The following is a 24500-nucleotide window of genomic DNA, read 5'->3' as shown; positions in this document are numbered from 1 at the left end:
GGATGCACACTTGAAAAAGGGGAAGTCATATGGAGAAGAAAAATATTACCTTAACGATATTATTAACCAATTTATTTATTGCTTTTTTGGGGATCGGGCTTGTGATTCCAGTAACGCCGACCATTATGAATGAATTGCATTTATCAGGGACCGCGGTCGGCTATATGGTTGCCTGCTTCGCTATTACGCAGCTCATTGTTTCACCAATATCCGGGCGCTGGGTTGATCGCTTCGGACGCAAGATCATGATCGTGATCGGCCTGTTTTTCTTTAGTGTGTCGGAGTTTTTATTTGGCATTGGAAAAACAGTTGAGATGTTATTTATCTCCCGTATGCTGGGCGGTATCAGCGCTGCCTTCATTATGCCTGGGGTCACAGCTTTTATCGCAGATATCACGACCATTAAAACACGGCCGAAAGCGCTCGGTTATATGTCAGCCGCTATTTCAACAGGATTTATTATTGGTCCCGGCATCGGGGGATTTTTAGCAGAAGTCCACTCCCGGCTGCCTTTTTTCTTTGCGGCCGCTTTTGCACTGTTAGCAGCCATTTTATCAATGCTCACGCTGCGCGAGCCGGAACGGAACCCTGAAAATCAGGAGATAAAAGGGCAAAAGACAGGCTTCAAGCGAATTTTTGCACCCATGTACTTCATTGCTTTTCTCATTATTTTGATTTCATCTTTTGGTCTAGCATCATTTGAATCTTTATTTGCATTATATGTGGATCATAAATTCGGATTTACGGCCAGCGACATTGCCATTATGATTACAGGAGGAGCGATTGTGGGCGCTATTACGCAAGTCGTCTTATTCGACCGCTTCACAAGATGGTTTGGCGAAATTCTTTTAATTCGGTACAGCTTAATTCTCTCGACGAGTCTGGTATTCTTGCTGACAACCGTAAATTCATATATTGCGATTCTGCTGGTTACAGTCACCGTTTTTGTCGGATTTGATCTCATGAGGCCTGCGGTAACGACTTACCTGTCAAAGATTGCGGGAAATGAACAAGGATTTGCCGGCGGTATGAATTCAATGTTTACAAGTATCGGCAATGTATTCGGGCCAATTATCGGAGGAATGCTGTTCGATATTGATGTAAACTATCCCTTCTACTTTGCAACGGTCACCTTGGCTATAGGCATTGCACTGACGATTGCTTGGAAAGCGCCTGCACACCTTAAAGCCAGCACATGATCAAAAGCGTATTCTTTGTGTACTGCAAAGAATACGCTTCTTCTTTATACTGATGATAAAAAAGGAGTGATGGCATGAAGGAATCGTATTACTCAATTGGAGAAGTTTCAAAACTGGCAAACGTGTCGATTAAAGCGCTCCGTTATTACGATAAAATTGATTTATTTAAACCCGCCTACGTCGACCCGGATACCAGCTACCGCTATTATACAGATTCTCAGCTCATTCATCTGGATTTGATCAAATCATTGAAATATATCGGCACCCCTTTAGAAGAGATGAAAAAAGCACAGGACTTAGAGATGGAAGAACTGTTTGCTTTTTATACAGAGCAGGAGCAGCAAATCAGGGAGAAATTAGACTTTTTATCAGCACTGGAGCAAACGATTTCGTTGGTGAAAAAACGGATGAAACGGCAGATGGAATATCCCGCGCTCGGTGAGGTGTTTGTTTTAGATGAAGAAGAAATACGGATTATTCAGACAGAGGCAGAAGGAATCGGGCCTGAAAACGTGCTCAACGCCTCCTACAGCAAATTAAAAAAATTTATCGAATCAGCAGATGGATTTACGAACAATAGCTACGGCGCCACTTTTTCTTTTCAGCCCTACACCAGCATTGATGAAATGACTTACCGTCATATTTTCACGCCTGTACTGACGAATAAACAAATTTCAGCCATTACGCCGGATATGGAAATTACAACGATTCCTAAAGGGAAGTATGTGTGTATCGCGTACAATTTTTCGCCTGAACATTATTTTCTCAACTTACAGAAGCTTATCAAATATATCGCAGACCGCCAATTAACAGTTGTCAGTGATGTATACGAGTTAATTATACCGGTTCATTACTCCCCGAAAAAACAAGAAGAATATCGGGTCGAAATGAAAATACGAATCGCAGAATAATACTGCATAGAAAAAGAGCATTTTTGAAACAAAACTTCAAAAATGCTCTTTTTGCTTATTTAGTAAACAGATGTCTTTTCGTCAATAGTTTCTAAAATTTGTTTCACTCGTCCCAGGAATCGTCCGCACACGAGACCGTCAAGCACTCTGTGGTCTAAGGACAGACACAGATTAACCATGTCTCTGACAGCAATCATGCCATTCTCCATGACAACCGGGCGTTTGACGATGGATTCTACTTGAAGAATCGCAGCCTGAGGATAGTTGATGATGCCCATCGACTGAACAGAGCCGAACGAACCTGTGTTATTGACGGTAAACGTGCCTCCCTGCATGTCATCTGCAGTGAGCATTCCATCTCTTACTTTTTTGGCAAGGCCGGTAATGTCTTTCGCAATGCCTTTAATTGTTTTTTCATCAGCGTTTTTAATCACCGGAACAAATAAAGAATCCTCTGTGGCAACTGCAATTGAAATATTGATATCCTTTTTCTGAATAATTTTGTCCCCCGCCCACATGCTATTCATTTGCGGGAATTCTTTTAATGCCTGAGCGACTGCTTTGACAAAAAAGGCGAAGAACGTTAAATTAAAGCCTTCTGTCTTCTTAAAGGAATCTTTTATACTGTTGCGATATGCAACCATATTTGTGACGTCGACTTCCATCATCGTCCAAGCATGCGGAATTTCTGTTTTGCTGCGCTTCATATTTGAAGCAATTGCTTTTCTTACGCCTGTGACAGGGATTTCTATATCACCTGCTGCAGACGCAGGATATGAAGTCTCTTCTTTTGGCTCAGGTTTTGGTGCAGGCTTCGGTGCAGGAGCTGCTATGTTCGGCTCCCCAGCCTTCCGTTCTTGCACGCCGCCTGTTTCAATTAAGCGCTGAATATCTTTTCGTGTGATGCGCCCGCCGGCACCTGTTCCCGTCACTTGATCAAGGTCAATGCCGTGTTCACCAGCTAAACGGAGTACAGCTGGCGAGTAACGCTTCTTATTGGGCTGATCGGTTGCTTCGGCACTATTTGCAGCAGGCGTCCCAGCGGCTTCTGGCGCTTCTGGCTGTTCTTGTTTTTGTTCGATCGGATTCGCGCCTTCTGTTTCAACTTTGCAAATCACTTCTCCGACTTGCAGGGTCTGGCCTTCTTCTCCCACAAGCTCTGTTATCGTTCCAGTAAAAGAAGACGGAACCTCTGCATTTACCTTATCTGTCATGACTTCCGCGATCGGATCGTATTTGTTCACTTTATCACCGGGGGCGACAAGCCATTTGCTGATCGTCCCTTCTGTTACGCTTTCTCCAAGCTGCGGCATCGTCATTTGTTCAATTGCCATGATTGTATCCTCCTTACGTCTTTAAAACTCCGCTAATTCTCTCATCGCCGCTTCCACTTTATCAGGGTTGACCATAAAGTATTTTTCCATTGTCGGCGCATAAGGCATAGCCGGAATATCAGGACCTGCAAGCCGTTTGATCGGCGCGTCTAAGTCGAACAGACAATGCTCGGATATAATTGCGGCTACTTCGCCCATGATGCTGCCTTCTTTTGTATCTTCTGTGACCAAAAGAACCTTTCCAGTTTTGGACGCAGCTTCGATGATGGCTTCTTTATCAAGCGGGTAAACCGTTCTTAAATCTACCACATGCGCTGAAATGCCATCTTTTTCGAGACGTTCTGCAGCCTGTAAGGCAAAGTGGACACACAGGCCATATGTGATCACTGTGATATCGTCGCCTTCCCGTTTTACGTCCGCCTTTCCGATTGGCAGGACATAATCATCTGCCGGAACCTCTCCTTTTATCAGGCGATACGCCCGTTTGTGCTCAAAAAACAGCACTGGGTCTTCGTCACGAACTGCGGCTTTTAAAAGGCCCTTAGCGTCATATGGTGTTGAAGGCATGACAATTTTCAGTCCGGGCTGATTGGCGAAAATCGCTTCGACTGATTGAGAATGATACAGGGCCCCGTGCACACCTCCGCCGTATGGCGCTCTGACGACAATCGGACAGCTCCAGTCATTGTTGCTGCGGTAGCGGATTTTAGCCGCTTCAGAAATAATTTGGTTGACCGCCGGCATAATAAAATCGGCAAACTGCATTTCAGCAATCGGTCTCATTCCGTACATTGCCGCTCCAATACCAACTCCTGCGATCGCAGATTCAGCAAGCGGTGTATCCATTACGCGCTCTTCCCCGAATTGTTCATAGAGGCCGGCTGTCGCTTTAAACACTCCGCCTTTTCTTCCTACATCTTCCCCAAGGACGAAGACTCGGGGATCTCGTTCCATTTCTTCTTTCATTGCCAAATTGATTGCATCAATATATGACATTACTGACATTTGTTCTTCCTCCCTACTTCGCATACACATAATCAAGCGCTGACTCAGGAGCTGCATAAGGGGCGTTCTCCGCTTCATCCGTCGCTTCATTAACGATTGCCATAATTTCATCCAGCATGGTTTGTTTTGTCTCATCGGACAGCAGGCCTGTTTCCTTTAAGTAAGTTTGATAAGTAAGCAGGGGATCACTTTTTTTCGCTTCCTCTACTTCTTCACGGCCTCTGTAGCTGCTGTCATCGTCATCACTGGAATGCGGTGTAAGGCGGTAAGAAATCGTTTCAATTAATGTAGGACCTTCTCCTCTGCGTGCCCGTTCGCGTGCTTCTTTAACCGCTTGATAAACTTCCAGCGGATCATTTCCATTCACAGTGACGCCAGGCATCCCATAGCCTACGGCACGGTCAGAAATGTTCTCGCATGCGACTTGCTTATCGTAAGGCACTGAGATTGCGTATTTATTGTTTTCACACATGAAAATCACAGGCAGCTTATGAACAGCGGCAAAGTTTGCCCCTTCATGGAAATCGCCTTGGTTTGAAGAGCCTTCGCCAAATGTAACAAAGGCTGCGATATCCTTTTTCTCCATCCGTCCCGCAAGCGCAATGCCGACTGCGTGCGGCACTTGCGTTGTAACCGGAGATGATCCCGTCACAATACGGTTTTTCTTTTGTCCGAAATGTCCCGGCATCTGGCGGCCTCCTGAGTTCGGATCCGCCGCTTTGGCAAATCCGGACATCATTAAGTCCTTTGCTGTCATGCCAAACGCGAGCACGACACCCATGTCTCTGTAGTACGGCAATACATAATCCATTTCACGGTCAAGTGCGAAAGCCGCTCCTACCTGTGCTGCTTCCTGTCCTTGACAAGAGATTACGAATGGGATTTTGCCAGAACGGTTTAACAGCCACATTCTTTCATCGATTTTCCTTGCTAACAGCATGGTTCTATACATATCAACGGCTTCCTGATCAGTCAGCCCTAGTGCTTGATGTCGGTTTTTACTCATTCAAGCCCCTCCTTTATGCTTTTAAAAATGAATGGCTTTGCCATCTACGGCAAGCGCTGCTTCTCCAATTGCTTCAGAAAGTGTCGGATGCGGGTGAATCGTTTGCCCGACCTCCCACGGCGTAGCGTCCAGCACTTTGGCAAGACCCGCTTCAGAAATCATGTCAGTGACATGCGGGCCAATCATATGAACGCCGAGAATATCATCGGTATCTCGATCCGCCACGATTTTGACAAAACCGTCGCTTTCACCGTATACAAGCGCTTTTCCAATCGCCATAAATGGGAACTTCCCGATTTTGACATTATGCCCGTTCGCCTTTGCTTCATCTTCTGTTAAGCCGACACTGGCAGCTTCAGGGCTTGAGTAGATGCACTTCGGTACCAGCGTCGGATCAAGCGGATGCGGATTGAGACCTGCAAAATGCTCAACAGCAATGATTCCCTCATGTGAAGCAACGTGAGCTAACTGCAGGCCACCGATTACGTCTCCGATTGCATAAATATGAGACTCCTTCGTTTGGCAGCTTTCATTGACTGAAATCACGCCATTTTCAGTGATAATATCGGTGTTCTCCAGGCCGATGCCTTCGATATTTGCTTGTCTGCCGATGGAAACAAGCATTTTTTCAGCAGAGTAGGTGGCGGTTTCTCCGTCTATTTCCGCTTGTATACTGATATCATCTGATGTTTCTGTCATTGTGTCAGGCAGCACCTTTGCCCCTGTTATGAACTGGATGCCTTTTTTCTTAAGAAGACTTTCCATTTCTTTTGAAATCTCTAGATCTTCAGTCGGCAATATGCGATCCGCGTATTCGATAACTGTTACCTTCACGCCAAAATCATGAAGCATAGACGCCCATTCGATACCGATAACCCCTCCGCCGACGATAATGATTGATTTTGGCAGCTCCTCCATTTGGAGCGCCTCATCTGAAGTCAGTACAGACTTACCGTCCGCTTCAAGGCCCGGAAGCATTCTCGGTCTTGATCCTGTTGCAATGATCACTTGTTTGGGGATCAGCATGTCATTTTCTTCGCCATTTCCCCGTTCAACAGAAATTGTTCCCGGCAGCGGAGAGAAGATTGACGGTCCAAGGATACGACCGTATCCTTTGTACACGTCAATTTTTCCTTTTTTCATTAAATGGTTTACACCCGCTGCAAGCTTATCAACAACGGCTTGCTTACGCTGCTGCACTTTTTCAAAGTTGAGGGACACGCCAGCCGTCTCTACTCCGAACTGGTCGGCATCACGCGCTGTCCTGTATACCTCTGCGCTTCTAAGAAGCGCTTTACTCGGGATACAGCCTTTATGCAGACATGTTCCTCCGAGTTTTTCCTTTTCAACAACGGCTGTTTTTAAGCCGAGCTGAGCGGCTCTGATGGCCGCAACATAACCGCCGGTACCGCCGCCCAGAATGACTACGTCATACTCAGTTGCCATGGTGACTCACTCCTGTCTGTCTATTCAATACGATATTGTTTGGATTGCTCTTCGCCCTGCAAAACTCTGAGCGCCCCTTGGGCAAGAGACTGCAGTTCATTTTCACCCGGATAGACTAAAACGTCTGAAATCCAATCTATGTATGATCTGATAGTAGAAACAAAGCTTTTGCCGTACGCAAGGCCCCCCGTCAGCACAATTGCTTCAACTTCACCTTTTAAAACCGCGCTGGCTGCTCCGATTTCCTTTGCTATCTGATATGCCATGGCATCATAAATGAAGCGGGCTTTTTCATCGCCCCCCTGAATCATTTGTTCCACTTTTACTGCATCATTTGTACCGAGATAGCCTAAAAGCCCGCCGGTGCCCACCAGTTTTTTCATGATTTCTTCTTTTGTATATTCTCCTGAAAAACATAGATCAACAAGATCCCCCGCAGGCACTGTTCCTGCACGTTCAGGACTGAACGGCCCCTCTCCATGAAGGCCGTTATTGACATCCACGACTCGCCCGTGGTCATGGACGCCAATTGTAATACCTCCGCCCATATGGGTAATAATCATTTTCATGTTCTCATATCGTTTGCCAAGAGAGGCTGCCGCTTTACGGGCGACAGCTTTTTGATTTAACGCGTGAAAAATGCTTTTCCTTTCAATTTCAGGCATGCCTGAAACTTTTGCGAGCACTGACATTTCGTCTACGACAACAGGGTCGACGATATACGAAGGGATATTCAGGCCGTCAGCAATTTCCCGCGCGATAATGCCGCCGAGATTAGAAGCATGCTGGCCGGCGTAGCCGCTTTTCAAGTCCTCAATCATGTCATCGTTCACTACGTAAGTCCCGCCTTCAATCGGCCGGAGAAGGCCGCCTCTTGCGCAGACTGCATCAAACTTTGAGATATTGATTCCCTGTTCATGAAGCGTTTCGAGAATATGGTTTTTGCGAAATTCATATTGATCAATAATTTGGTCAAATCGCTGCAGCTCTTCTATGTTGTGTCTCAATGTTTTTTCAAAAATACTTCGTTCGTTATGAAAAACACCGATTTTCGTTGAAGTTGAGCCTGGATTAATTGTGAGAATGCGTTTTTCGTCATGTAGCACTTTCATAACCTCCAGATCAATTTCTTAACGTCTGCTTAATACACTGTGGCCGTTTTGCAAAAACTGGCTTCTTGAGCGGCGCATGCGTTCAATCCGTTCCTCTGCCAAGCGGTCAGCCGCTAAATATGCCGGAATGCCGTCACGCTGAGAAATCTCGAGTACACGCTCGATATTGCTGTAAATGCCTTCTACTTTTTTCAGTGCGCGTTCAGCATTATAGCCATAAAGCTCATCTGCGACGTTGATGACACCGCCCGCGTTAATCACGTAATCCGGTGCATAAACGATGCCCATTTCGTGAATTTGATCACCATGGCGTGTTTCTTTTAATTGGTTGTTGGCCGCACCTGCGATCACCTTCGCCTTCAGCTGTTTAATCGTGTCGTCGTTAATAGTCGCACCAAGGGCACACGGCGCGTAAATATCGCAGTCTTGTGAATAAATATCATCCGGATCAACTGCACGAGCGCCAAAATCTTCAACTGCACGCTGTACAGATTGTTTGTTGATATCCGTAACGATTAAGTTTGCCCCTTCTTCATGCAGGTGGCGGCAAAGGTTATAGGCTACGTTCCCAACACCCTGTACAGCAATGGTTTTCCCTTCAAGAGAGTCGGTTCCGAAAGCAGCTTTAGCTGCTGCCTTCATTCCTCTGTACACCCCGTACGCTGTGACTGGGGAAGGATTTCCGGAAGAGCCGAACGCAGGAGAAATCCCTGTGACATAGTCTGTCTCATCATGAATGATATCCATATCCTCCACCGTTGTACCCACATCTTCAGCTGTGATGTACCTGCCGTTCAGCCCTTGAATATAGCGGCCAAACGCGCGGAACATTTCCTCATTTTTGTCTTTGCGAGGATCGCCGATAATGACTGTTTTGCCGCCGCCCAGGTTTAAGCCTGCCGCCGCGTTCTTATAGGTCATGCCTCTTGCCAGTCTGAGCGCGTCTTCAATTGCAGCTTCTTCATTTTCATATGTCCACATTCTCGTTCCGCCAAGTGCTGGACCGAGTGTTGTATCATGAATCGCGATAATCGCTTTTAAGCCTGATTGTTCATCTTGGCAGAATACCAATTGTTCGTAATCATATTTCTCCATATATTTAAAAAGTTCCATGTTCGTTCCTCCTAATGTGTGTATTCTTCGGATGCGCATATTGCCAACGCAATGGAATACAGTTTATTTTCGGCAGAGTCCGCTCTGCTTGTTAAGGCAATCGGCGCTTTGGCTCCTGTAATGACAGCGGCCACGCTGGCTTTGGCAAAATAAATCAGTGATTTATATAAAATATTGCCGGCCTCAATTGTTGGGACGAGAAGGATATCTGCGTTGCCCGCTACGTCTCCCGAAATTTTTTTCTGAGCCGCGGCAATTTGTGAAACTGCGTTATCCAAAGCAAGCGGTCCATCAACAATACAGCCTTTGATCTGGCCTCTTTTGAACATTTGAGCTAGAGCTGCTGCATTCACGGTCGCTTCCATTTTTGGGTTCACCGTTTCGACCGCTGCCAGAGCAGCTGCTTTTGGCATATTGTTCCCTACTGCATGGGCCACATGAACGGCATTTTGCAAAATCTGCCGAAGCTCTTCCAGCGAGGGAGCGATATTCATTGCCGAATCTGTCACAAACATCATCCTGTCAAAATCCGGTATATCAAAGACAGCCACGTGGGAAAGGACACTTGATGACCGAAGCCCCTCCTGTCTGTTTAATACCGCTTTAAGCAAAACAGAAGTCGGCACATTTCCTTTCATTAAAACGTCCGCTGTTTTATGATGTACAGCACGAACCGCTAATTTCGCCGACTCCTCAGGTGTATCGGCATGGACGATTTCCACTTGATGACCTTGCATGGATGATGTCAGCTCGTTCAGTTTTTTGCTGTCGCCCGTTAACAAAAAACGGGCGGATAGGTGCTCGGCAGCCAGCTTTACAGCCCGGATCACTTCCTCATCCTCAGCATGAGCAACCGCAATGGTCTTGTTTTTGTGCATCGACGCTTTGCCGATTAAATCTTTCAGCTTCATCTGCTACCACCTTTCTTGTTTCGACTCCGCCTTTTATTATGCAAGTTCCGTGCCAGCTCTTAAGGGTGCTGTCATACCTGGTATATTGACACATTCGTGCAGAAGTTTGCGTTTATTCTGCAGATTATTGCATGCCTTCATTTGCAAGGCCATATTTATCCATTTTGTAATATAAATTCCGAATGCTGACACCGAGGGCTTTCGCTGTTTTTGTCCGGTTAAAATGATGCTTTTCGAGCGTTTGCTGGATCAAATGCGCTTCAAATTTTTCTACTGCGACAGACAGCTTTTCGCCTTCAATATCCGGAAAATCAAAACCTGCCCTCAGATCTGTGTCATTTTCTTTTTGCTCAAGTTCAAATATAGGCAAATGATCTTTTTCAATCCATTCCATATGCGGATTGAGAAAAATCATGGCTCGTCCAAGGACATTTTCAAGCTCGCGGACATTCCCAGGCCAATGGTAAGCAGATAAGGCGCGCAAGGCTTGCTGCGAGAGCCCTTTTACATTCCTGCCGTAATCCCGGTTGATCTTTTGGATAAGTCTGACGCTTAGTGCTTCAATGTCCTCCAACCGCTGCCGCAAAGGCGGAATGGAGATGGGATAGCGGTTGATCCGGTAATACAGGTCTTCGCGAAACTTTCCATCCGCCATCGCCTTTTCAATATTTACATTTGTTGCCGCGATCACTCTGACATTGACAGGGATCGCTTTCGTGCCGCCCACTCTGACGATTTCCTTTTCTTGAAGGACGCGCAGCAATTTGGCCTGCATATTTTGTGTCAGCTCACCGATTTCATCTAAGAAAATACTGCCGTTATTTGCTTCTTCAAATAAACCCTTTTTACCGCCCCGCTTCGCCCCTGAAAACGCACCATCCTCATAGCCGAACAATTCTGATTCAAGCAGGTTTTCAGAAAGGGCTGCACAATTTACGCGAATAAATTTATTGTACTTCCGGTCGCTTTCGTTATGGATGGCATGGGCAAACAGTTCTTTTCCTGTTCCTGACTCTCCGCGCAACAAAATCGTTGCCGGCGTTTTCGCACCGAGCTTCGCCTGCTCAAGCGCAACCAGCATTTGCTCGCTTTTGCCGATAATGTCGTCAAACGTGTATTTCGCTTCAAGCGTGCGAATAATTTGCCTGGCGCGGTTAAGCTCCGCTGTCAGCATTTTAATTTCGGACACATCGTGAATCACACCGACGCTGCCTTTCAAAATACCGTCCACAATCACCGGTGCTACATTGACGATGACCTCTTTTTCATTCGGGCCGACCTTCATTCTGACACCGCGGACAGGGCGTCTTGTTTCAAGCACCTTTAAATGCATGCTTTCGCCTTCGGAAATATCCGTGTTTGCAGGCTTGCCGATAACTTCTTTTTCAGATAGCCCGGTCATTTTCGTATATGCTTTATTGATTAGGAGCCCGATGCCGTTTTCATCAACGACAGAAATCGCCTCATCGGAGGATTGGATAATCGCCTCCAGCATCGTACGGACCTGCTTTAAGTTGGTCACTTCCTCCGCCAGCTCGACCGCATCTGTGATATCTTTAAACACACAAAGAGCCCCGAGCAGACGTCCGCCTTCATCAATAATCGGCAGCCTTGTGGTCACAATTTGCAAATGATCGCCTAAAAGCTGCTTCTGGTTGTATTCAGGCACTCTTGTTTTTAAAATTCGCGGCATCTTAGTGCTCGGAATGACTTCTTTTATTGGTCGTCCGATGACTTCCTCGCGTTTTTTCCCGACCATTTTTTCGGCCATATGGTTAAAGAGAATGATCTCTTCATTGATATCAATAAAAATCATCCCGTCATGGGTGGAATTAAAAATTCTGTCGTGTTTGTATGTTTGCTCTTTTAGCATTTGAATCAGGTGCTGCTTTTCTTCCATCAGCTGAAAAACGATGTATGCCATTTTCCCCGGCATGACAATGGTATCTTCATGCTTTCTTTGAAGGAGTTCGTCAAACACGGCTTGATCGCCGGTGGTATGAATGACGATATCCGGTTTTTGTTGTATGTAAGGTTTCCAATCAGATGAAACGGCAATCCCATACTGTTCTGCTTCTTTCAATCCCGGCGCCTTGGGGTCTTTGTCAACTACGGCAATGATATCTATGATGGCTGTTTTGATCAGAATATGTAATAACGCCGTTCCCCTTTGGCACCTACTATCAGTACCTTTTGCATCCCGATACCCCTTTGTATGAAAAAATTTGCACACCTAATTATTCCGTTGCAATAATTTGCACAACCCTATGTTACCACGTTTTCTTCTCTTGACAAAATATTTTTCCCGCTGGACAATAAAGGAAATGAAAAGATAAAGGGGTTTTCTGAAGATGAGCCGACTTCTTGCGCTTTTGATATTAGTCATCCCCGGGGCCATTTCCGCTTTAGGCATTAAACTGATGAGAGATACACTTTTCGGCCATGCAATAAAGCCATTTTCAGCTCTTTGGCTCCAAGGGTTGTCAGGATTCATCTTTTTCGCGATCGGCCTCTATGTGCTGGCCGGGTTCATTCTATACAGAGACAGAAAACGCAATCAAGTCAGCCCGCGATTCAGAAAACGATAACTGCAAAAAAAGCCGGAGAATGCTCCGGCTTTTTTTGTCGCACTATTCGTCAGGCAAAACCGTCTTGGCAATCGTTTTATCTAATGCCTCATAGTCATAATAAGAGATGGTATCGTACAGTTCTTTTCGCGTCTGCAAATGATGAAGTCCTTCTTTTTGTGAGCCGTGCTCCTTCATCAAACCAAATATCCGCTCATAAGCTTTTGCCGCCGCTCGAAGCGAGGTGACAGGATATATCACCATGCGAAACCCCATATCTTCGAATTCATCGGCACGATAATACGGCGTTTTCCCAAACTCCGTCATATTCGCAAGGAGCGGAACGGAGATATGCTCAGCAAACTGGCGGAATTCATTCTCTGCCTGGAGCGCTTCCGGGAAAATCGCGTCTGCTCCCGCCTCAATGTAGGCCGCTGACCGTTTTATTGCAGCATCAAGCCCTTCCTGCGCCCTGGCATCTGTGCGGGCAACAACAATAAGGGTGGGTGCCGCTTGTTTAATGGCTTTTATTTTTTGCGCCATTTCCTTGATCGGAACGAGCTGTTTGCCATTTAAATGCCCGCATTTTTTCGGAAGCTGCTGGTCTTCTATTTGAACGGCTGCTACCCTGGCTTCAAGCATCTCCCGGGCGGTTCGGGCGGCATTTAACACACCGCCAAATCCCGTATCGATATCCACAAGCAGAGGCAGATCAGCAGCACGCACAAGGTCTTTGGCCCGATCCGCCATTTCTGCCGACGTGATGATCCCTAGATCAGGAAGTCCCCTGCTGGCTGTATAAGCCGCACCAGACAAATATATAGCAGAAAAACCGGCCTCCTTCGCGAGCAACGCTGCCATCCCGTCATGGGCGCCGGGAATTTGAAGAATGTCCGGCGCCGACATCAGCTTGCGGAAACGCCCGGCAAGCTCTTCTTGTGACGATTGCTGATTGACGATCCACGACATGACACAAATCCTCCTTTTACATGCAGAACATGTCTACGAATTCATTTACGCGCATCGTTTGTAAAGTCTCGCTGGTACAGCGCTCATAAATGTGTTTGCACTGTTTATCAGGAAAATGGCTTTTGAGATTGCCAGAAAACTTTTCCAGAAGTTTTGGCACTGCCTCCTCTCTTCGAAAACGGTGGCCAAGAGGAAACTCACATTCCACCATTTCCGTGCTCGTTCCGTCTTTAAAATGAACCTGAACGGCATTTGAAATAGAACGCTTATCAGGTTTCAAATAATCCTCGGTATATGCTTTATTTTCAGTCACCTTCATTTTATCACGTAATTTATCTATTCTCGGATCACTCGCAGTTTCAGCTTCATAATGCTGTGCGGTGATATCACCAAAAAGCAAACCGATTGCTGTAATGTATTGGAGGCAGTGATCACGGTCTGCCGGATTGTGAAGCGGGCCTTTTTTATCAATGATTCGGATAGCGGATTCATGCGTACTGATGACAATACGATCGATCTCATCAATTCGGTCCTTTACCCGCGGATGTAAAATGACGGCGCACTCCGCCGCTGTTTGAGCGTGAAATTCTGCTGGATAAGACACTTTAAATAACACATTTTCCATGACATAAGCGTCGAGCGGACGGGCGAGCTTGATCTCTTTCTTATTGAATAGAACGTCCTGGAACCCCCAACCCGGTGCGCTCAACGCTGTCGGATACCCCATTTCCCCTTTTAACGACATCAGCGCCAAATGAACACCTCTGCTCGTTGCATCTCCTGCTGCCCATGATTTGCGAGAGCCTGTATTTGGTGAATGCCGGTATGTTCTTAATGCTGCATTGTCAATCCATGCATTCGAAAGCGCATTTTTGATTTCTTCTCTCCCGCCGCCTAAAAGCTTTGCTGCAACAGCTGTTGTCGCAATTTTAACAAACAGCACATGATCAAGACCCACTCGATTCAGGCTGTTTTCTAACGCAAGGACGCCTTGAATTTCGTGCGCTTTAATCATCATCTCGAGTACGTCGCGTACCGTTAAAGGCTCTTTTCCTTCAGACAGCCTCACTCTTGATACATAATCACAAACAGCAAGGATGCCTCCCAAGTTATCGGATGGATGCCCCCACTCCGCTGCCAGCCACGTATCGTTGTAATCGAGCCAGCGAATCATGCAGCCGATATTAAACGCTGCCCTCACAGGATCGAGAACATAGGACGTTCCCGGCACTTTGCTTCCATTTGGCACAGTCGTTCCTGGAACAATCGGCCCAAGCAGCTTTGTGCACTCTGGATACCGCAGCGCCAAAATCCCGCAGCCCAGGGTATCCAGCAATACATGCCCCGCTGTTGTATACGCTTCGGAACTTGTAATCTCTTTCTCAAGCACATAGTCTGTGATTTCTTCGATAACACGATCCGTTTTCTGCATTCTGCCAGCTCCTTTCATGATTCTGTTTGATATCGCGGGCCCATGTAACTGACACGGGGACGGAAGAGTCGATTATTGGAATGCTGTTCAATCACATGAGCGCATAAACCGGATGTTCTCGCGCTGAAAAAGACAGGCGTATATAAAGGGATCGGTATGCCGAGCATCCAATAAACCGGGGCAGCATAGTAATCCAAGTTCGGATAGAGCCCTTTTTCCTTCTCCATCAGCCGCTCACCTGCTTCACACATCTCATATAAACGATGGTCACCGGCTTTATCGCATAATTGCCGCAGCGCTTCTTTCATCATGAGTGCTCTCGGATCCATTTTTTTCATATACACACGGTGGCCGAAACCCATGATTTTTTCTTTTCTTTTCAGTTTTGTTTGCAGAAGCTGCTCAAATTCAGACGTCGTTTTTGCCTCCAAAAGCATATACATTACAGCTTCGTTTGCCCCTCCGTGAAGATTCCCTTTCAGGGAAGCGACAGCTCCTGTCAAAGCGCCATAAAGATCCGAGTGAGTAGATGCGATGACTCTGGCCGCAAAAGTTGAATTCGGCATCTCATGCTCACTATACAGGACGAGCGACCGGTCAAAAATCTGTTCTTCCAATGAGGACGGCAATTTGCCTGTCATCATGTATAGAAAATTCGCACTGTAGGACAGGGATTGAAGCGGAAGAATCGGCTCTTTTTTATTGATGATCCTGTAGCTGGCAGCAGTGAGGGCAGGCATTTTCCCAAGAAGCTGATATGCGCGCTCCTTGTTAGCGGAAGGAGACCGATCATCAATTTGCCGATCATAACCGGCAAGTGCCGACAGGCCGGTACGCAGGCTATCCATTGGATGCGTGTGCTCAGGGAGCAGCTCAAGCAGACGGAGATGATCAGCAGGCAGGCTTGACGCACTGTTTATTTTACTTTCCAGCGTCTCTCTTTCACTTTCTTCCGGCAGCCTCCCTTCCAGCAATAAATGGACAAGCTCCAGATAACTTTTTGTTTTAGAAAGATCTATTAAATCATAGCCTCGTATCAAAATCTGGCTGAACTGCGTGTCAAGATAAGAAATGTGAGTTTCTGCCGCAATCACACCGTCCAACCCTGGAGAGTAGTGCTGTTTCTCCTCCATATCCTCAACCTCCGTTTTTGCGTTTTTTTGGTTATCAGGTCCCGCCAAGTAAATACTTGGAAATAATCAGTCTTTGAATCTCATTCGTCCCTTCATAGATTTGCGTCACCTTTGCATCGCGAAGCAGCCGCTCAACGGGGTAATCCTTCATATAGCCATATCCCCCATAAATTTGGACGGCGTCTAACGCCGCCTTCACCGCTGCATCGGAAGCAAATTGTTTAGCCATAGACGCCTCTTTTCCACATGACAGGCCGCGGTTATGGAGGTCTGCGGCGTGGTAGACAAGATGCCTTGCCGCCTCAGCCCTAGTCGCCATGTCAGCCAGCTTAAATGATATGCCTTGATTGGCTGCGATCGGCCTTCCAAATTGCACTCGCTGCTTCGCATAAGCAACGGCATGCTCAAGAGCCGCCTCTGCAATACCGAGCGCCTGTGCCGCAATGCCGATCCGGCCGACATTTAAATTCGCCATGGCAATGTTGAAGCCGTCACCCTCTTTGCCAAGCAAATTAGCTTCAAGCACTTCTGCGTTATCAAAAATCAGTTCCGTAGTATTAGAGCCATAAAGCCCCAGCTTTTTTTCTTTTTTCCCAACCGTAAAACCGGGTGTGTTTTTTTCAACGATAAAAGCCGAAATCCCGTGCCTGCCTTGATCCGGAGCCGTTAAAGCAAATGTGATATAGATATCAGCTGCTCCGCCATTCGTTATGAATATTTTCGATCCGTTTAATACGTATTTGCCGTTCTTTTTAATTGCCGTTGTGCGAAGGCTTCCGGCATCCGATCCTGAGTAAGGCTCCGTCAGTGCAAAGGCCCCTAAATGGTCTCCTGAAGCAAGCTTCGGTATATATTTCATCTTTTGTTCCTCATTGCCGAAGTACAGAATCGGATTTGTGCCGACCGAGGTATGAACGGAGAGAATCACGCCGACAGCCGCGCTGATTTTTGAAATCTCATGAATCGCCAAAATATAAGAAACAACGTCCGCCCCGGCACCGCCGTACTGTTCCGGCACCGGTATTCCCATCAGCCCGTGTTCGCCCATTTTTTTGATCAGCTGAAAGGGAAATTCGTCCGTTTTCTCCATAATTTCCGCAGCGGGAGCAATTTCTTTTCGGGCAAAATCACGCACCATTTTTCGCATCATGACTTGCTCTTGGGTTATATGCAACTCGGCCACCCCCGATGGAATTGACTTCAGGAAGTCCTCTCCTCATATTCATAAAAACCGCGTCCGCTCTTTTTGCCAAGCCAGCCTGCTTTGACATACTTGCGGAGCAGCGGGCAAGGACGGTATTTAGAATCGCCAAGGCCTGAGTGAAGAACTTCCATAATGGATAAACACGTATCCAGTCCGATAAAATCCGCTAATGTAAGCGGACCCATCGGATGATTCATGCCAAGCTTCATCACCTCGTCTATTGCCTCTGGCTTCGCCACTCCCTCATACACGCAATAGATGGCTTCATTAATCATTGGAAGAAGCACACGATTGGAAACAAACCCCGGAAAATCATTGACTTCAACCGGTGTTTTCCCCATCTTTTCCGCTAATGCCATAACATCTAAGGCCGTTTCCTCTGATGTAGCCAAGCCGCGTATTACTTCAACCAGCTTCATCACAGGGACGGGATTCATAAAATGCATGCCAATGACCCGTTGAGGCCGATTTGTCACAGCAGCGATCTCTGTAATAGGCAAGGAAGATGTATTGCTGGCCAAAATCGTATGAGGCGGGCAAATGCGATCAAGTGTTTTAAACATTTTGGTTTTCGCCGCCATGTTTTCAGCGATAGCCTCAATCACAATGTCCGCATGCTCTGCCTCCTCAAGCGTTTGAGAAATCGAAATGCGGCTGATGATACTCCTCACTTCCGCCTCGGTCCTTTTTCCTTTCTCAGCGTCACGGGCCAGCTGTTTCTTCAGCCGCTTCAATCCTGCCTCCGCAGCTTCCGGACTCACATCGTACATCCGCACATAAAAACCTGCGTCAGCAGCTGCTTGTGCAATGCCGCTTCCCATCTGACCTGCGCCAGCTACCATGATTTGTTTGATTTCCATTTAAATCCCCTTTTTCATCATGTTTTAATGAACCTGCACTAAGACGGCATCTCCTTGGGCTGCCCCACTGCAAATGGCGGCAACACCCAGTCCCCCTCCCCGTCGCTTTAATTCATAAACGAGCGTCATGAGAATTCTCGCTCCGCTCGCGCCGATCGGGTGGCCGAGCGCGATCGCACCGCCGTTCACATTTACTTTTTCAAGATCGAAACCTACGATTTTTTCACATGTTAACACAACAGAAGCAAACGCTTCATTTACTTCAAACAAGTCAATATCTTGGGCAGTTAAACCGTTCTTTTTCAGGAGCTTATTAATGGCAAACCCCGGTGCTGCCGCCAGTTCATGCGCTGGCATTCCCATAGTTGAAAAACCAAGAATTGTAGCCAGAGGCTGTTTGCCAAGCTCAGCTGCTTTTTCCTCCGACATCAGCACGAATGCGCCAGCTCCGTCATTGACCCCGGGAGCATTGCCGGCTGTGATCGAACCATCACTTGTATAAATCGGAGAAAGTTTCGCGAGCTGATCCAGGCTTGTGTCACGGCGAATCGCTTCATCCTTATCAACAACGTTTGATTTTCCTTTTCGACCGATCCAGTTGACGGGAACAATTTCATCCTGAAATTTCCCTTCATCGGCTGCTTTAGCTGCCCGCGCATGGCTTCTCAACGCCCATTCATCCTGCTCTCTTCGTGAAATTGAATATTCCTTGGCCGCTGTATTTCCGTGAACAGCCATATGCACTTCGTCAAATGCGCACATTAACCCGTCATACACCATTAAATCCCTAAGCTCGCCGTCCCCCATCCGTGCTCCCCAGCGTCCAGCGGGAATGGCATACGGAATATTGCTCATGCTTTCCATCCCCCCGGCAACAAGGATGTCCGCATCCTGCGCCCGAATCATTTGATCACATAAAGTGACAGCGCGAAGACCCGAAGCACAGACTTTATTCAGTGTTTCTGACGGCACACTCCAAGGCATTCCAGCAAGACGGGCAGCTTGACGGGAAGGGATCTGTCCTGAGCCGGCCTGGACAACCATGCCCATGACATTTCCTTCTACATCATCTCCAGAGACTCCAGCCCGTTGCAACGCCTCCTTCATCACAATGCCCCCAAGCTCGGCAGCTTTCACCTCTTTCAATACTCCGCCGAATTTGCCAAATGGCGTTCTTGCAGCACTTACAATGACTGTTTTCCTCATGGTTTCACCTCATTCAGAAGATAGACAGCGCTTACAAATTCTAGTTGTCTTCTATGAATGTATGCTTTGAAACGGGCACGAATGTATGAAAAAAGAAGGCTGTGTCAACAGCCTTCTTCTAAAGCAACTATTCATTTTTCAGCAATGCCGCAGCCTTTGCAGGAAAATCGGTAAACATGCCGTCTGCTCCCAGTTCAATGAGGTGCTTCATATCTTCCGGCCGATTGACTGTATACGGCCTTACCTTAATCGAACTGCTCCTCATTTTCTTCAGCACTTCATCTGTGACCCCTGGGCTGTTTAGCTTCGGGTGATAGCCGGTAGCTGGAATAGACGCGATATATTGATCCGGCTGATAAAGCACATCAGCAGTTAATACCGCCCGTTCGATATGGGGCGCAAGCTGAGCGCACAGTGCTACACTTTCATGATTAAATGTGGATAGGATGACTCTCTCCTCTATATTGAATCGCTTCACTGCCTCCAGCACTTTTTCTTCCATTCCCTCATAGCGAATCACGCTGTTTTTCAATTCAATGTTGATGAGAAAATCCTTTTTTACCGCCCACGAGAGCACGTCTTCTAATAGTGGCACTTTTAGATCGCTGTACGCCTGATCGTGACCTGCGGCCGCATTCGCAGTCTTGATCACATCATAGGCTGTATCCTTCACGAATCCTTTAAGCGATGTCGTGCGGTTAAGCCTTTCATCATGAATCACAACAATGCGTCCGTCTTTCGTCAGCTGTACATCAAGCTCTATCCCGTCCGCTCCGGCTTCAATTCCTTTTTCAAATGCAAGCATTGTATTTTCGGGAAAGTGTCCTGATGCCCCCCGGTGGGCAAAAATCTTTGTCATCGTTTCACCTCAAGCCCTAAGTTTTCTCCATTATACTTATTTTGTCGGATCCACTCTAGGATTAAGGCTATATTTATCTACTGATCATAATAAGAATCAATGCCGTTGACAATCGCATCTGCTGCCTTTTGCTGGTATTCTTCATTTCCCAGCTTGTCCGCGTCAGAGCTGTTCGTGATAAACCCAAGCTCCGCCAACACACTTGGCATTTGTGAATATGTAATGACGTAAAAGTCTGATTCTTTCACGCCCCTGTCTCTCGTTTGTAAGGATGAAACGAGCTGCGACTGAATATCGGCTGCCAGACGCCGGCTGTTTTCCCCTTCATAATCAGATTGAAAATACGTTTCTGTTCCTGAAGCTGAAGCAACCCCGGAATTTACATGAATGCTGACAAAAAGATCAGCGTGATTGGCACTTGCCTTTGCGACTCTGTCCTCCAAGGTCAGAAAATGATCGTCTGATCTGGATGCAACAGGATTGGCTCCCTCCTCTTTCAGCTTGTCCGTCACATGCTCTGAAACAGCCAAATTAATATCCTTTTCAAAGAGCCCGTTTCCGACTGCTCCACTGTCTTCACCGCCGTGTCCGGCATCAATATACACGGTTTTCCCTTCTATCGGCTCTGCTGCCTGTACACAAGGCGCGAGTGTCAAAGCCAATCCACACAGCGCCAAGCTCCTCCATAACATTCTCAACTTTCTCCCTCCGGTCTCTTTATGACGAATTCTTTCGCAGCTGAATATCTTCCAGCTGTAAAGTCCCATTATCCTTCTTTGTATATTTCACTAAAACTTTTGTCTGGTCTGGCAAGGATTCACATTCATCACGTTTATCCTTCGGAACTTGTATCATGGTTTCTTCTCCATTGAGAGAAACCGCAATCGTATGAGGATCAGCCGAGCCAATAAATTTTCCCTCTTCGGTAAACCTTGGTGCTGAGTCATCCGCACTTGCTACACTGCATCCCGAAAGAAAAAGCGCAGTAAATAGCAAAAGAACCGTTTGTTTCACACGATCACCTCTTCCTGATGTTTGGCTTTTATCTTTGACCAGAATGGCGGATTTGTAAAGACAACATGAATGCAGGCGATCAAGTTCCATGATTTTCAAAAGGGCTATACGACCCGATCATTTCCTGTTGTTAGAAAGATAACGAGCAGTTTTGTCTATGAGGATGGCTCTAAATGAGGCGCTAATTAGAAAAAATTAGCGGAAAGAAGCAACTTTTTATTCATTTTTAAAAATTTGTGAATTGGGTGAGCAAATGGTTTGACTGCTAGATCAGCCAGGCGTAACCTTTGAAAGGATATTTCCATTATTGAAAGAAGTTAACACCATGAAAAAATTCGTTCTGCTGCTGGCGGCCGCTCTCATCACATGCTCCATCGGCCACCAAATCAACGGCGGCTACAAAGGCCCTGAAAAAGAGCGGCGAAAATATCACTCTGCACTCAAGATATTCAGCCGGTAAAGCAGATCAATTGCATTAATTTTTACATATAGGCTAGAATATGTGCGAATCCAAACGAAAGAAGATGATCAAATGAATCCTAAGTATAAGCCGCTGTTTGAACCCTTCACGTTTAAAAGCGGTGTTACAATCGACAACCGGATCGCAGTCGCACCAATGACTCATTACGCTTCTAATGAAGACGGTACAATTTCTGAAGCAGAGCTTGACTACATCATCCCTCGTTCAAAAGAGATGGGAATGGTGATTACAGCCTGCGCAAATGTCACACCGGACGGAAAAGCATTTCCTGGGCAGCCGGCCATCCACGACGATTCCAACATTCCGGGTTTAAAAACATTAGCACAAGCCATTCAGGCACAAGGCGCTAAAGCCGTTGTGCAAATTCATCATGGCGGCATCGAATGCCCATCTGAGCTCGTTCCTCAACAGGATGTTGTGGGGCCAAGTGACGTGTTTGATAACGGCAAACAAATTGCTCGCGCATTAAAAGAAGAAGAAGTGGAAAACATTGTGAAGGCGTTTGGAGAAGCGACAAGACGCGCCATTGAAGCCGGCTTTGACGGTGTCGAAATTCACGGTGCAAACGGCTACTTGATTCAGCAGTTTTATTCTCCAAAAACCAATCAGCGCACGGACCGCTGGGGAGGAAGCGATGAGAAACGATTAGCCTTCCCTCTTGCTATTGTTGACGAAGTGAAAAAAGCCGCTTCAGAACATGCGAAGGGCGCGTTCTTAGTCGGCTACCGTCTGTCTCCAGAAGAACCTGAAACACCAGGATTGACAATGACTGAAACCTTTACGCTTGTTGACGCTTTAGGGGATAAAGAATTGGATTATCTTCATATTTCACTGATGGACGTGAACTCAAAAGCACGCCGCGGTGCAGATCCAACTCGCACACGCATGGACTTATTGAATGAACGTGCCGGAAACAAAGTGCCGCTGATCGCCGTCGGTTCCATCCATTCCGCAGATGACGCGCTGGCCGTCATCGAAAACAGTATTCCACTAGTCGCAATGGGACGAGAAATTTTAGTTGACCCTGACTGGGCGGTAAAAGTAAAAGAAGGCCGTGAAAAGCAAATCGAAACAGTAATCAAAGGCACAGATAAAGAAAAATATCATTTGCCTGAACCGCTATGGCAAGCCATTGTGAACACGCCTGGCTGGGTGCCTTATAAAGATTAATATGAAAAGACTGCCGAAACGGATTCGGCAGTCTTTTTTCCCTTTATATAAATAGTTTATGTACACACCGAAACAGCAAAAGAAAGAGCTCCCCACCTACTTCAAAAAGAAAATCTAGGAAAAGTCCATCACGCTTTCTTGTTTTTTTCTTTTTCATTCGTATGTCTCCTTTTTACATCAATACGCCTTACTTACGATTTTGCAGGAGAAAGGTTTCAATTTGATCCTGATTGTTTGTTTTTGATAATCCAAGCAGCGAGAACACATGAAACCATGACTGTAAATGAGATAAAGTCAATCAGGGTGCCTAGTAAGCGTGAATCTGTAATGATGTTCGAATTGACGCAAAGCGCAAGAATAAATAAAGCAATCAGCAGACCATATTTTTCAAACACATACCTCACTCCTTACGGAAAATAAATTTTTCATATCCATCACCTATGATAACAAATGTCCCCAAAAACAAAACGCCTCCTATTTATCAGCGCAAACCAATAAATAAAAGACGTTTGATTTAATTATCACATAATATCCACATGTTTAAGAAGCCTTATGTTCTAATCTAAGCTTATCCGCAACCATTGCAATGAATTCGCTGTTTGTCGGTTTAGCTTTTGTCATGCTGACAGTATAACCGAACAGCGAGGAAATGGAATCAATGTTTCCTCTGCTCCATGCCACTTCAATTGCATGGCGGATCGCTCTTTCTACACGGCTTGCGGTTGTGTTGAATTTTTTGGCGATGTCCGGATAGAGGACTTTTGTAATGCTGCCGAGCAATTCGATGTCATTGTATACCATTGAGATTGCTTCACGCAGATAGAGATAGCCTTTAATATGGGCTGGGACGCCGATTTCATGGATAATGCTTGTGATGCTCGCGTCGAGATTTTTCTTCTTTGGTTCAGGCTGGCTGCTGCGTATAATGCTGCTTTGCGATGATGGCGCACGATGCGTCACACTGCTGGCATTTCCGCTGACTTGGCGGATATGACCGACAAGGTTTTCCATATCAAACGGTTTGAGAATAAAGTAGGACGCGCCTAAATCGACGGCCTTTTTCGTGACATCTTCCTGTCCAAAGGCTGTCAGCATGATGACATTCGGCTGTTTTTTCAGATCTGATTCCCTCAGCCTCTCTAAAACCGCAAGTCCGTCTAAATGCGGCATAATAATATCTAATACGAGCACATCGGGATCTTTTTCTTTAAACAACGACAGGCATTCCTGTCCGTTATAAGCAACGCCGATCACTTCCATGTCTTCCTGTCCTTCTATATATTCACTCAACAGGCTTACCAGCTCTCGATTATCATCAGCAACACAAACTTTAATTTTCTCCACGTTTCTTCCTCCCCAAATGTAGTTAACAGGATTCACCCTTGCTACATGTTTACATTCGACAAAACCGCTATATACCCTCTAAAAAAATCATAATCACCAATATTAGTGGCATATCTTTGTTATTCTATGTTTTTCTCTGTTTTTCGACTAAAAATGAAATTTGACAAACAAGGAAACGTGAATTTGTCGAAAAATCTTCTTTTGTATATTTTACCGTATGTATT

The 24500-nt window shown here is 46.2% G+C and carries 23 protein-coding genes and 1 pseudogene; 5 read left to right on the top strand and 19 right to left on the bottom strand.

The window, feature by feature from the left end:
- Window positions 1-29 precede the first annotated feature (29 nt).
- Both bmr and bmrR read left to right on the top strand, forming a co-directional pair.
- Entirely contained in the window at window positions 30-1199 is a 1170-nt protein-coding gene (bmr, locus tag QA442_RS09705; protein WP_069839451.1) for a multidrug efflux MFS transporter Bmr, read from the top strand.
- 74 nt (window positions 1200-1273) lie between these two features.
- Window positions 1274-2110: a multidrug efflux transcriptional regulator BmrR gene (bmrR, locus tag QA442_RS09700; protein ID WP_095431654.1), complete on the top strand. Its 837-nt coding sequence runs from the start codon at window positions 1274-1276 to the stop codon at window positions 2108-2110.
- 59 nt (window positions 2111-2169) lie between these two features.
- Here the strand turns inward: bmrR and bfmBB are convergent, their stop codons facing one another.
- The 8 genes and pseudogenes from bfmBB to QA442_RS09660 all read right to left on the bottom strand — a co-directional run bounded on the left by bfmBB (window position 2170) and on the right by QA442_RS09660 (window position 12236).
- On the bottom strand, window positions 2170-3444 hold the full coding sequence (bfmBB, locus tag QA442_RS09695) for a branched-chain alpha-keto dehydrogenase complex dihydrolipoyllysine-residue (2-methylpropanoyl)transferase (RefSeq protein WP_095431655.1): 1275 nt from the start codon (window positions 3442-3444) through the stop codon (window positions 2170-2172).
- A gap of 21 nt (window positions 3445-3465) precedes the next feature.
- Window positions 3466-4449, bottom strand: coding sequence for a 3-methyl-2-oxobutanoate dehydrogenase subunit beta (gene bfmBAB, locus QA442_RS09690; protein WP_071580412.1), 984 nt, complete (start codon window positions 4447-4449; stop codon window positions 3466-3468).
- Window positions 4450-4462: 13 nt separating this feature from the next.
- Complete coding sequence (gene bfmBAA / locus QA442_RS09685; RefSeq protein WP_071580411.1) at window positions 4463-5455, bottom strand: 3-methyl-2-oxobutanoate dehydrogenase subunit alpha; 993 nt, start codon at window positions 5453-5455, stop codon at window positions 4463-4465.
- A gap of 21 nt (window positions 5456-5476) precedes the next feature.
- Complete coding sequence (gene lpdA / locus QA442_RS09680) at window positions 5477-6901, bottom strand: dihydrolipoyl dehydrogenase (RefSeq protein WP_095431656.1); 1425 nt, start codon at window positions 6899-6901, stop codon at window positions 5477-5479.
- Between the two features lie 20 nt (window positions 6902-6921).
- Window positions 6922-8013 carry a butyrate kinase gene (gene buk, locus QA442_RS09675; protein ID WP_095431657.1) on the bottom strand — a complete coding sequence of 364 codons (1092 nt, stop codon included), beginning with the start codon at window positions 8011-8013 and terminating at the stop codon, window positions 6922-6924.
- A gap of 18 nt (window positions 8014-8031) precedes the next feature.
- Window positions 8032-9126 carry a branched-chain amino acid dehydrogenase gene (gene bcd / locus QA442_RS09670; RefSeq protein WP_014664538.1) on the bottom strand — a complete coding sequence of 365 codons (1095 nt, stop codon included), beginning with the start codon at window positions 9124-9126 and terminating at the stop codon, window positions 8032-8034.
- Between the two features lie 11 nt (window positions 9127-9137).
- The gene (gene yqiS, locus QA442_RS09665) at window positions 9138-10037 is read right to left on the bottom strand and encodes a phosphate butyryltransferase (protein WP_095431658.1); all 900 of its coding nucleotides are present in this window, start codon (window positions 10035-10037) and stop codon (window positions 9138-9140) included.
- Window positions 10038-10161: 124 nt separating this feature from the next.
- Window positions 10162-12236, bottom strand: a pseudogene (locus tag QA442_RS09660) (sigma 54-interacting transcriptional regulator).
- Window positions 12237-12388: 152 nt separating this feature from the next.
- Between QA442_RS09660 and QA442_RS09655 the strand changes: the two are divergent.
- Window positions 12389-12625 (top strand): DUF2627 domain-containing protein, encoded by a 237-nt coding sequence (locus QA442_RS09655; RefSeq protein ID WP_014664541.1) that lies wholly within the window; start codon window positions 12389-12391, stop codon window positions 12623-12625.
- A 42-nt stretch (window positions 12626-12667) separates the two neighbouring features.
- Here QA442_RS09655 and prpB read toward each other — a convergent pair whose 3' ends face one another.
- From prpB to QA442_RS09610, 9 genes are all read right to left on the bottom strand, one after another.
- Entirely contained in the window at window positions 12668-13573 is a 906-nt protein-coding gene (gene prpB / locus QA442_RS09650) for a methylisocitrate lyase (protein WP_040082683.1), read from the bottom strand.
- 16 nt (window positions 13574-13589) lie between these two features.
- Window positions 13590-15005, bottom strand: a complete 1416-nt coding sequence (locus tag QA442_RS09645; protein ID WP_095431660.1) for a bifunctional 2-methylcitrate dehydratase/aconitate hydratase — start codon at window positions 15003-15005, stop codon at window positions 13590-13592.
- Between the two features lie 14 nt (window positions 15006-15019).
- Window positions 15020-16138, bottom strand: coding sequence for a citrate synthase (gene mmgD, locus QA442_RS09640; protein ID WP_095431661.1), 1119 nt, complete (start codon window positions 16136-16138; stop codon window positions 15020-15022).
- Window positions 16139-16172: 34 nt separating this feature from the next.
- Window positions 16173-17312 (bottom strand): acyl-CoA dehydrogenase, encoded by a 1140-nt coding sequence (locus QA442_RS09635; RefSeq protein WP_095431662.1) that lies wholly within the window; start codon window positions 17310-17312, stop codon window positions 16173-16175.
- A 26-nt stretch (window positions 17313-17338) separates the two neighbouring features.
- Entirely contained in the window at window positions 17339-18202 is an 864-nt protein-coding gene (locus QA442_RS09630; protein ID WP_095431663.1) for a 3-hydroxybutyryl-CoA dehydrogenase, read from the bottom strand.
- A gap of 24 nt (window positions 18203-18226) precedes the next feature.
- Window positions 18227-19408 (bottom strand): acetyl-CoA C-acetyltransferase, encoded by a 1182-nt coding sequence (locus tag QA442_RS09625; RefSeq protein WP_095431664.1) that lies wholly within the window; start codon window positions 19406-19408, stop codon window positions 18227-18229.
- A gap of 127 nt (window positions 19409-19535) precedes the next feature.
- Complete coding sequence (locus QA442_RS09620) at window positions 19536-20267, bottom strand: glycerophosphodiester phosphodiesterase (RefSeq protein WP_095431665.1); 732 nt, start codon at window positions 20265-20267, stop codon at window positions 19536-19538.
- Between the two features lie 77 nt (window positions 20268-20344).
- Window positions 20345-20965 carry an N-acetylmuramoyl-L-alanine amidase family protein gene (locus QA442_RS09615; protein WP_095431666.1) on the bottom strand — a complete coding sequence of 207 codons (621 nt, stop codon included), beginning with the start codon at window positions 20963-20965 and terminating at the stop codon, window positions 20345-20347.
- Between the two features lie 19 nt (window positions 20966-20984).
- Window positions 20985-21281, bottom strand: coding sequence for a hypothetical protein (locus QA442_RS09610; RefSeq protein ID WP_069150774.1), 297 nt, complete (start codon window positions 21279-21281; stop codon window positions 20985-20987).
- Between the two features lie 307 nt (window positions 21282-21588).
- Here QA442_RS09610 and QA442_RS09605 point away from each other — a divergent pair, with 307 nt between their 5' ends.
- Both QA442_RS09605 and QA442_RS09600 read left to right on the top strand, forming a co-directional pair.
- The gene (locus QA442_RS09605; RefSeq protein WP_141237718.1) at window positions 21589-21741 is read left to right on the top strand and encodes a hypothetical protein; all 153 of its coding nucleotides are present in this window, start codon (window positions 21589-21591) and stop codon (window positions 21739-21741) included.
- A gap of 72 nt (window positions 21742-21813) precedes the next feature.
- Window positions 21814-22932: an NADH-dependent flavin oxidoreductase gene (locus tag QA442_RS09600; protein WP_095431667.1), complete on the top strand. Its 1119-nt coding sequence runs from the start codon at window positions 21814-21816 to the stop codon at window positions 22930-22932.
- 215 nt (window positions 22933-23147) lie between these two features.
- On the opposite strand, the gene QA442_RS09595 is transcribed toward QA442_RS09600, so the two are convergent.
- Window positions 23148-23327: a hypothetical protein gene (locus QA442_RS09595; protein WP_014664554.1), complete on the bottom strand. Its 180-nt coding sequence runs from the start codon at window positions 23325-23327 to the stop codon at window positions 23148-23150.
- 145 nt (window positions 23328-23472) lie between these two features.
- On the bottom strand, window positions 23473-24276 hold the full coding sequence (spo0A, locus tag QA442_RS09590; RefSeq protein ID WP_003226427.1) for a sporulation transcription factor Spo0A: 804 nt from the start codon (window positions 24274-24276) through the stop codon (window positions 23473-23475).
- Between the last annotated feature and the right edge of the window lie 224 nt (window positions 24277-24500).

The organism is Bacillus stercoris (genome assembly GCF_029772985.1).
In the GTDB taxonomy this organism is placed as follows: Bacteria; Bacillota; Bacilli; order Bacillales; family Bacillaceae; genus Bacillus; species Bacillus stercoris.
Note: the sequence above shows the minus strand (reverse complement) of the source record. Positions and strands in the feature narration are given on the sequence as shown.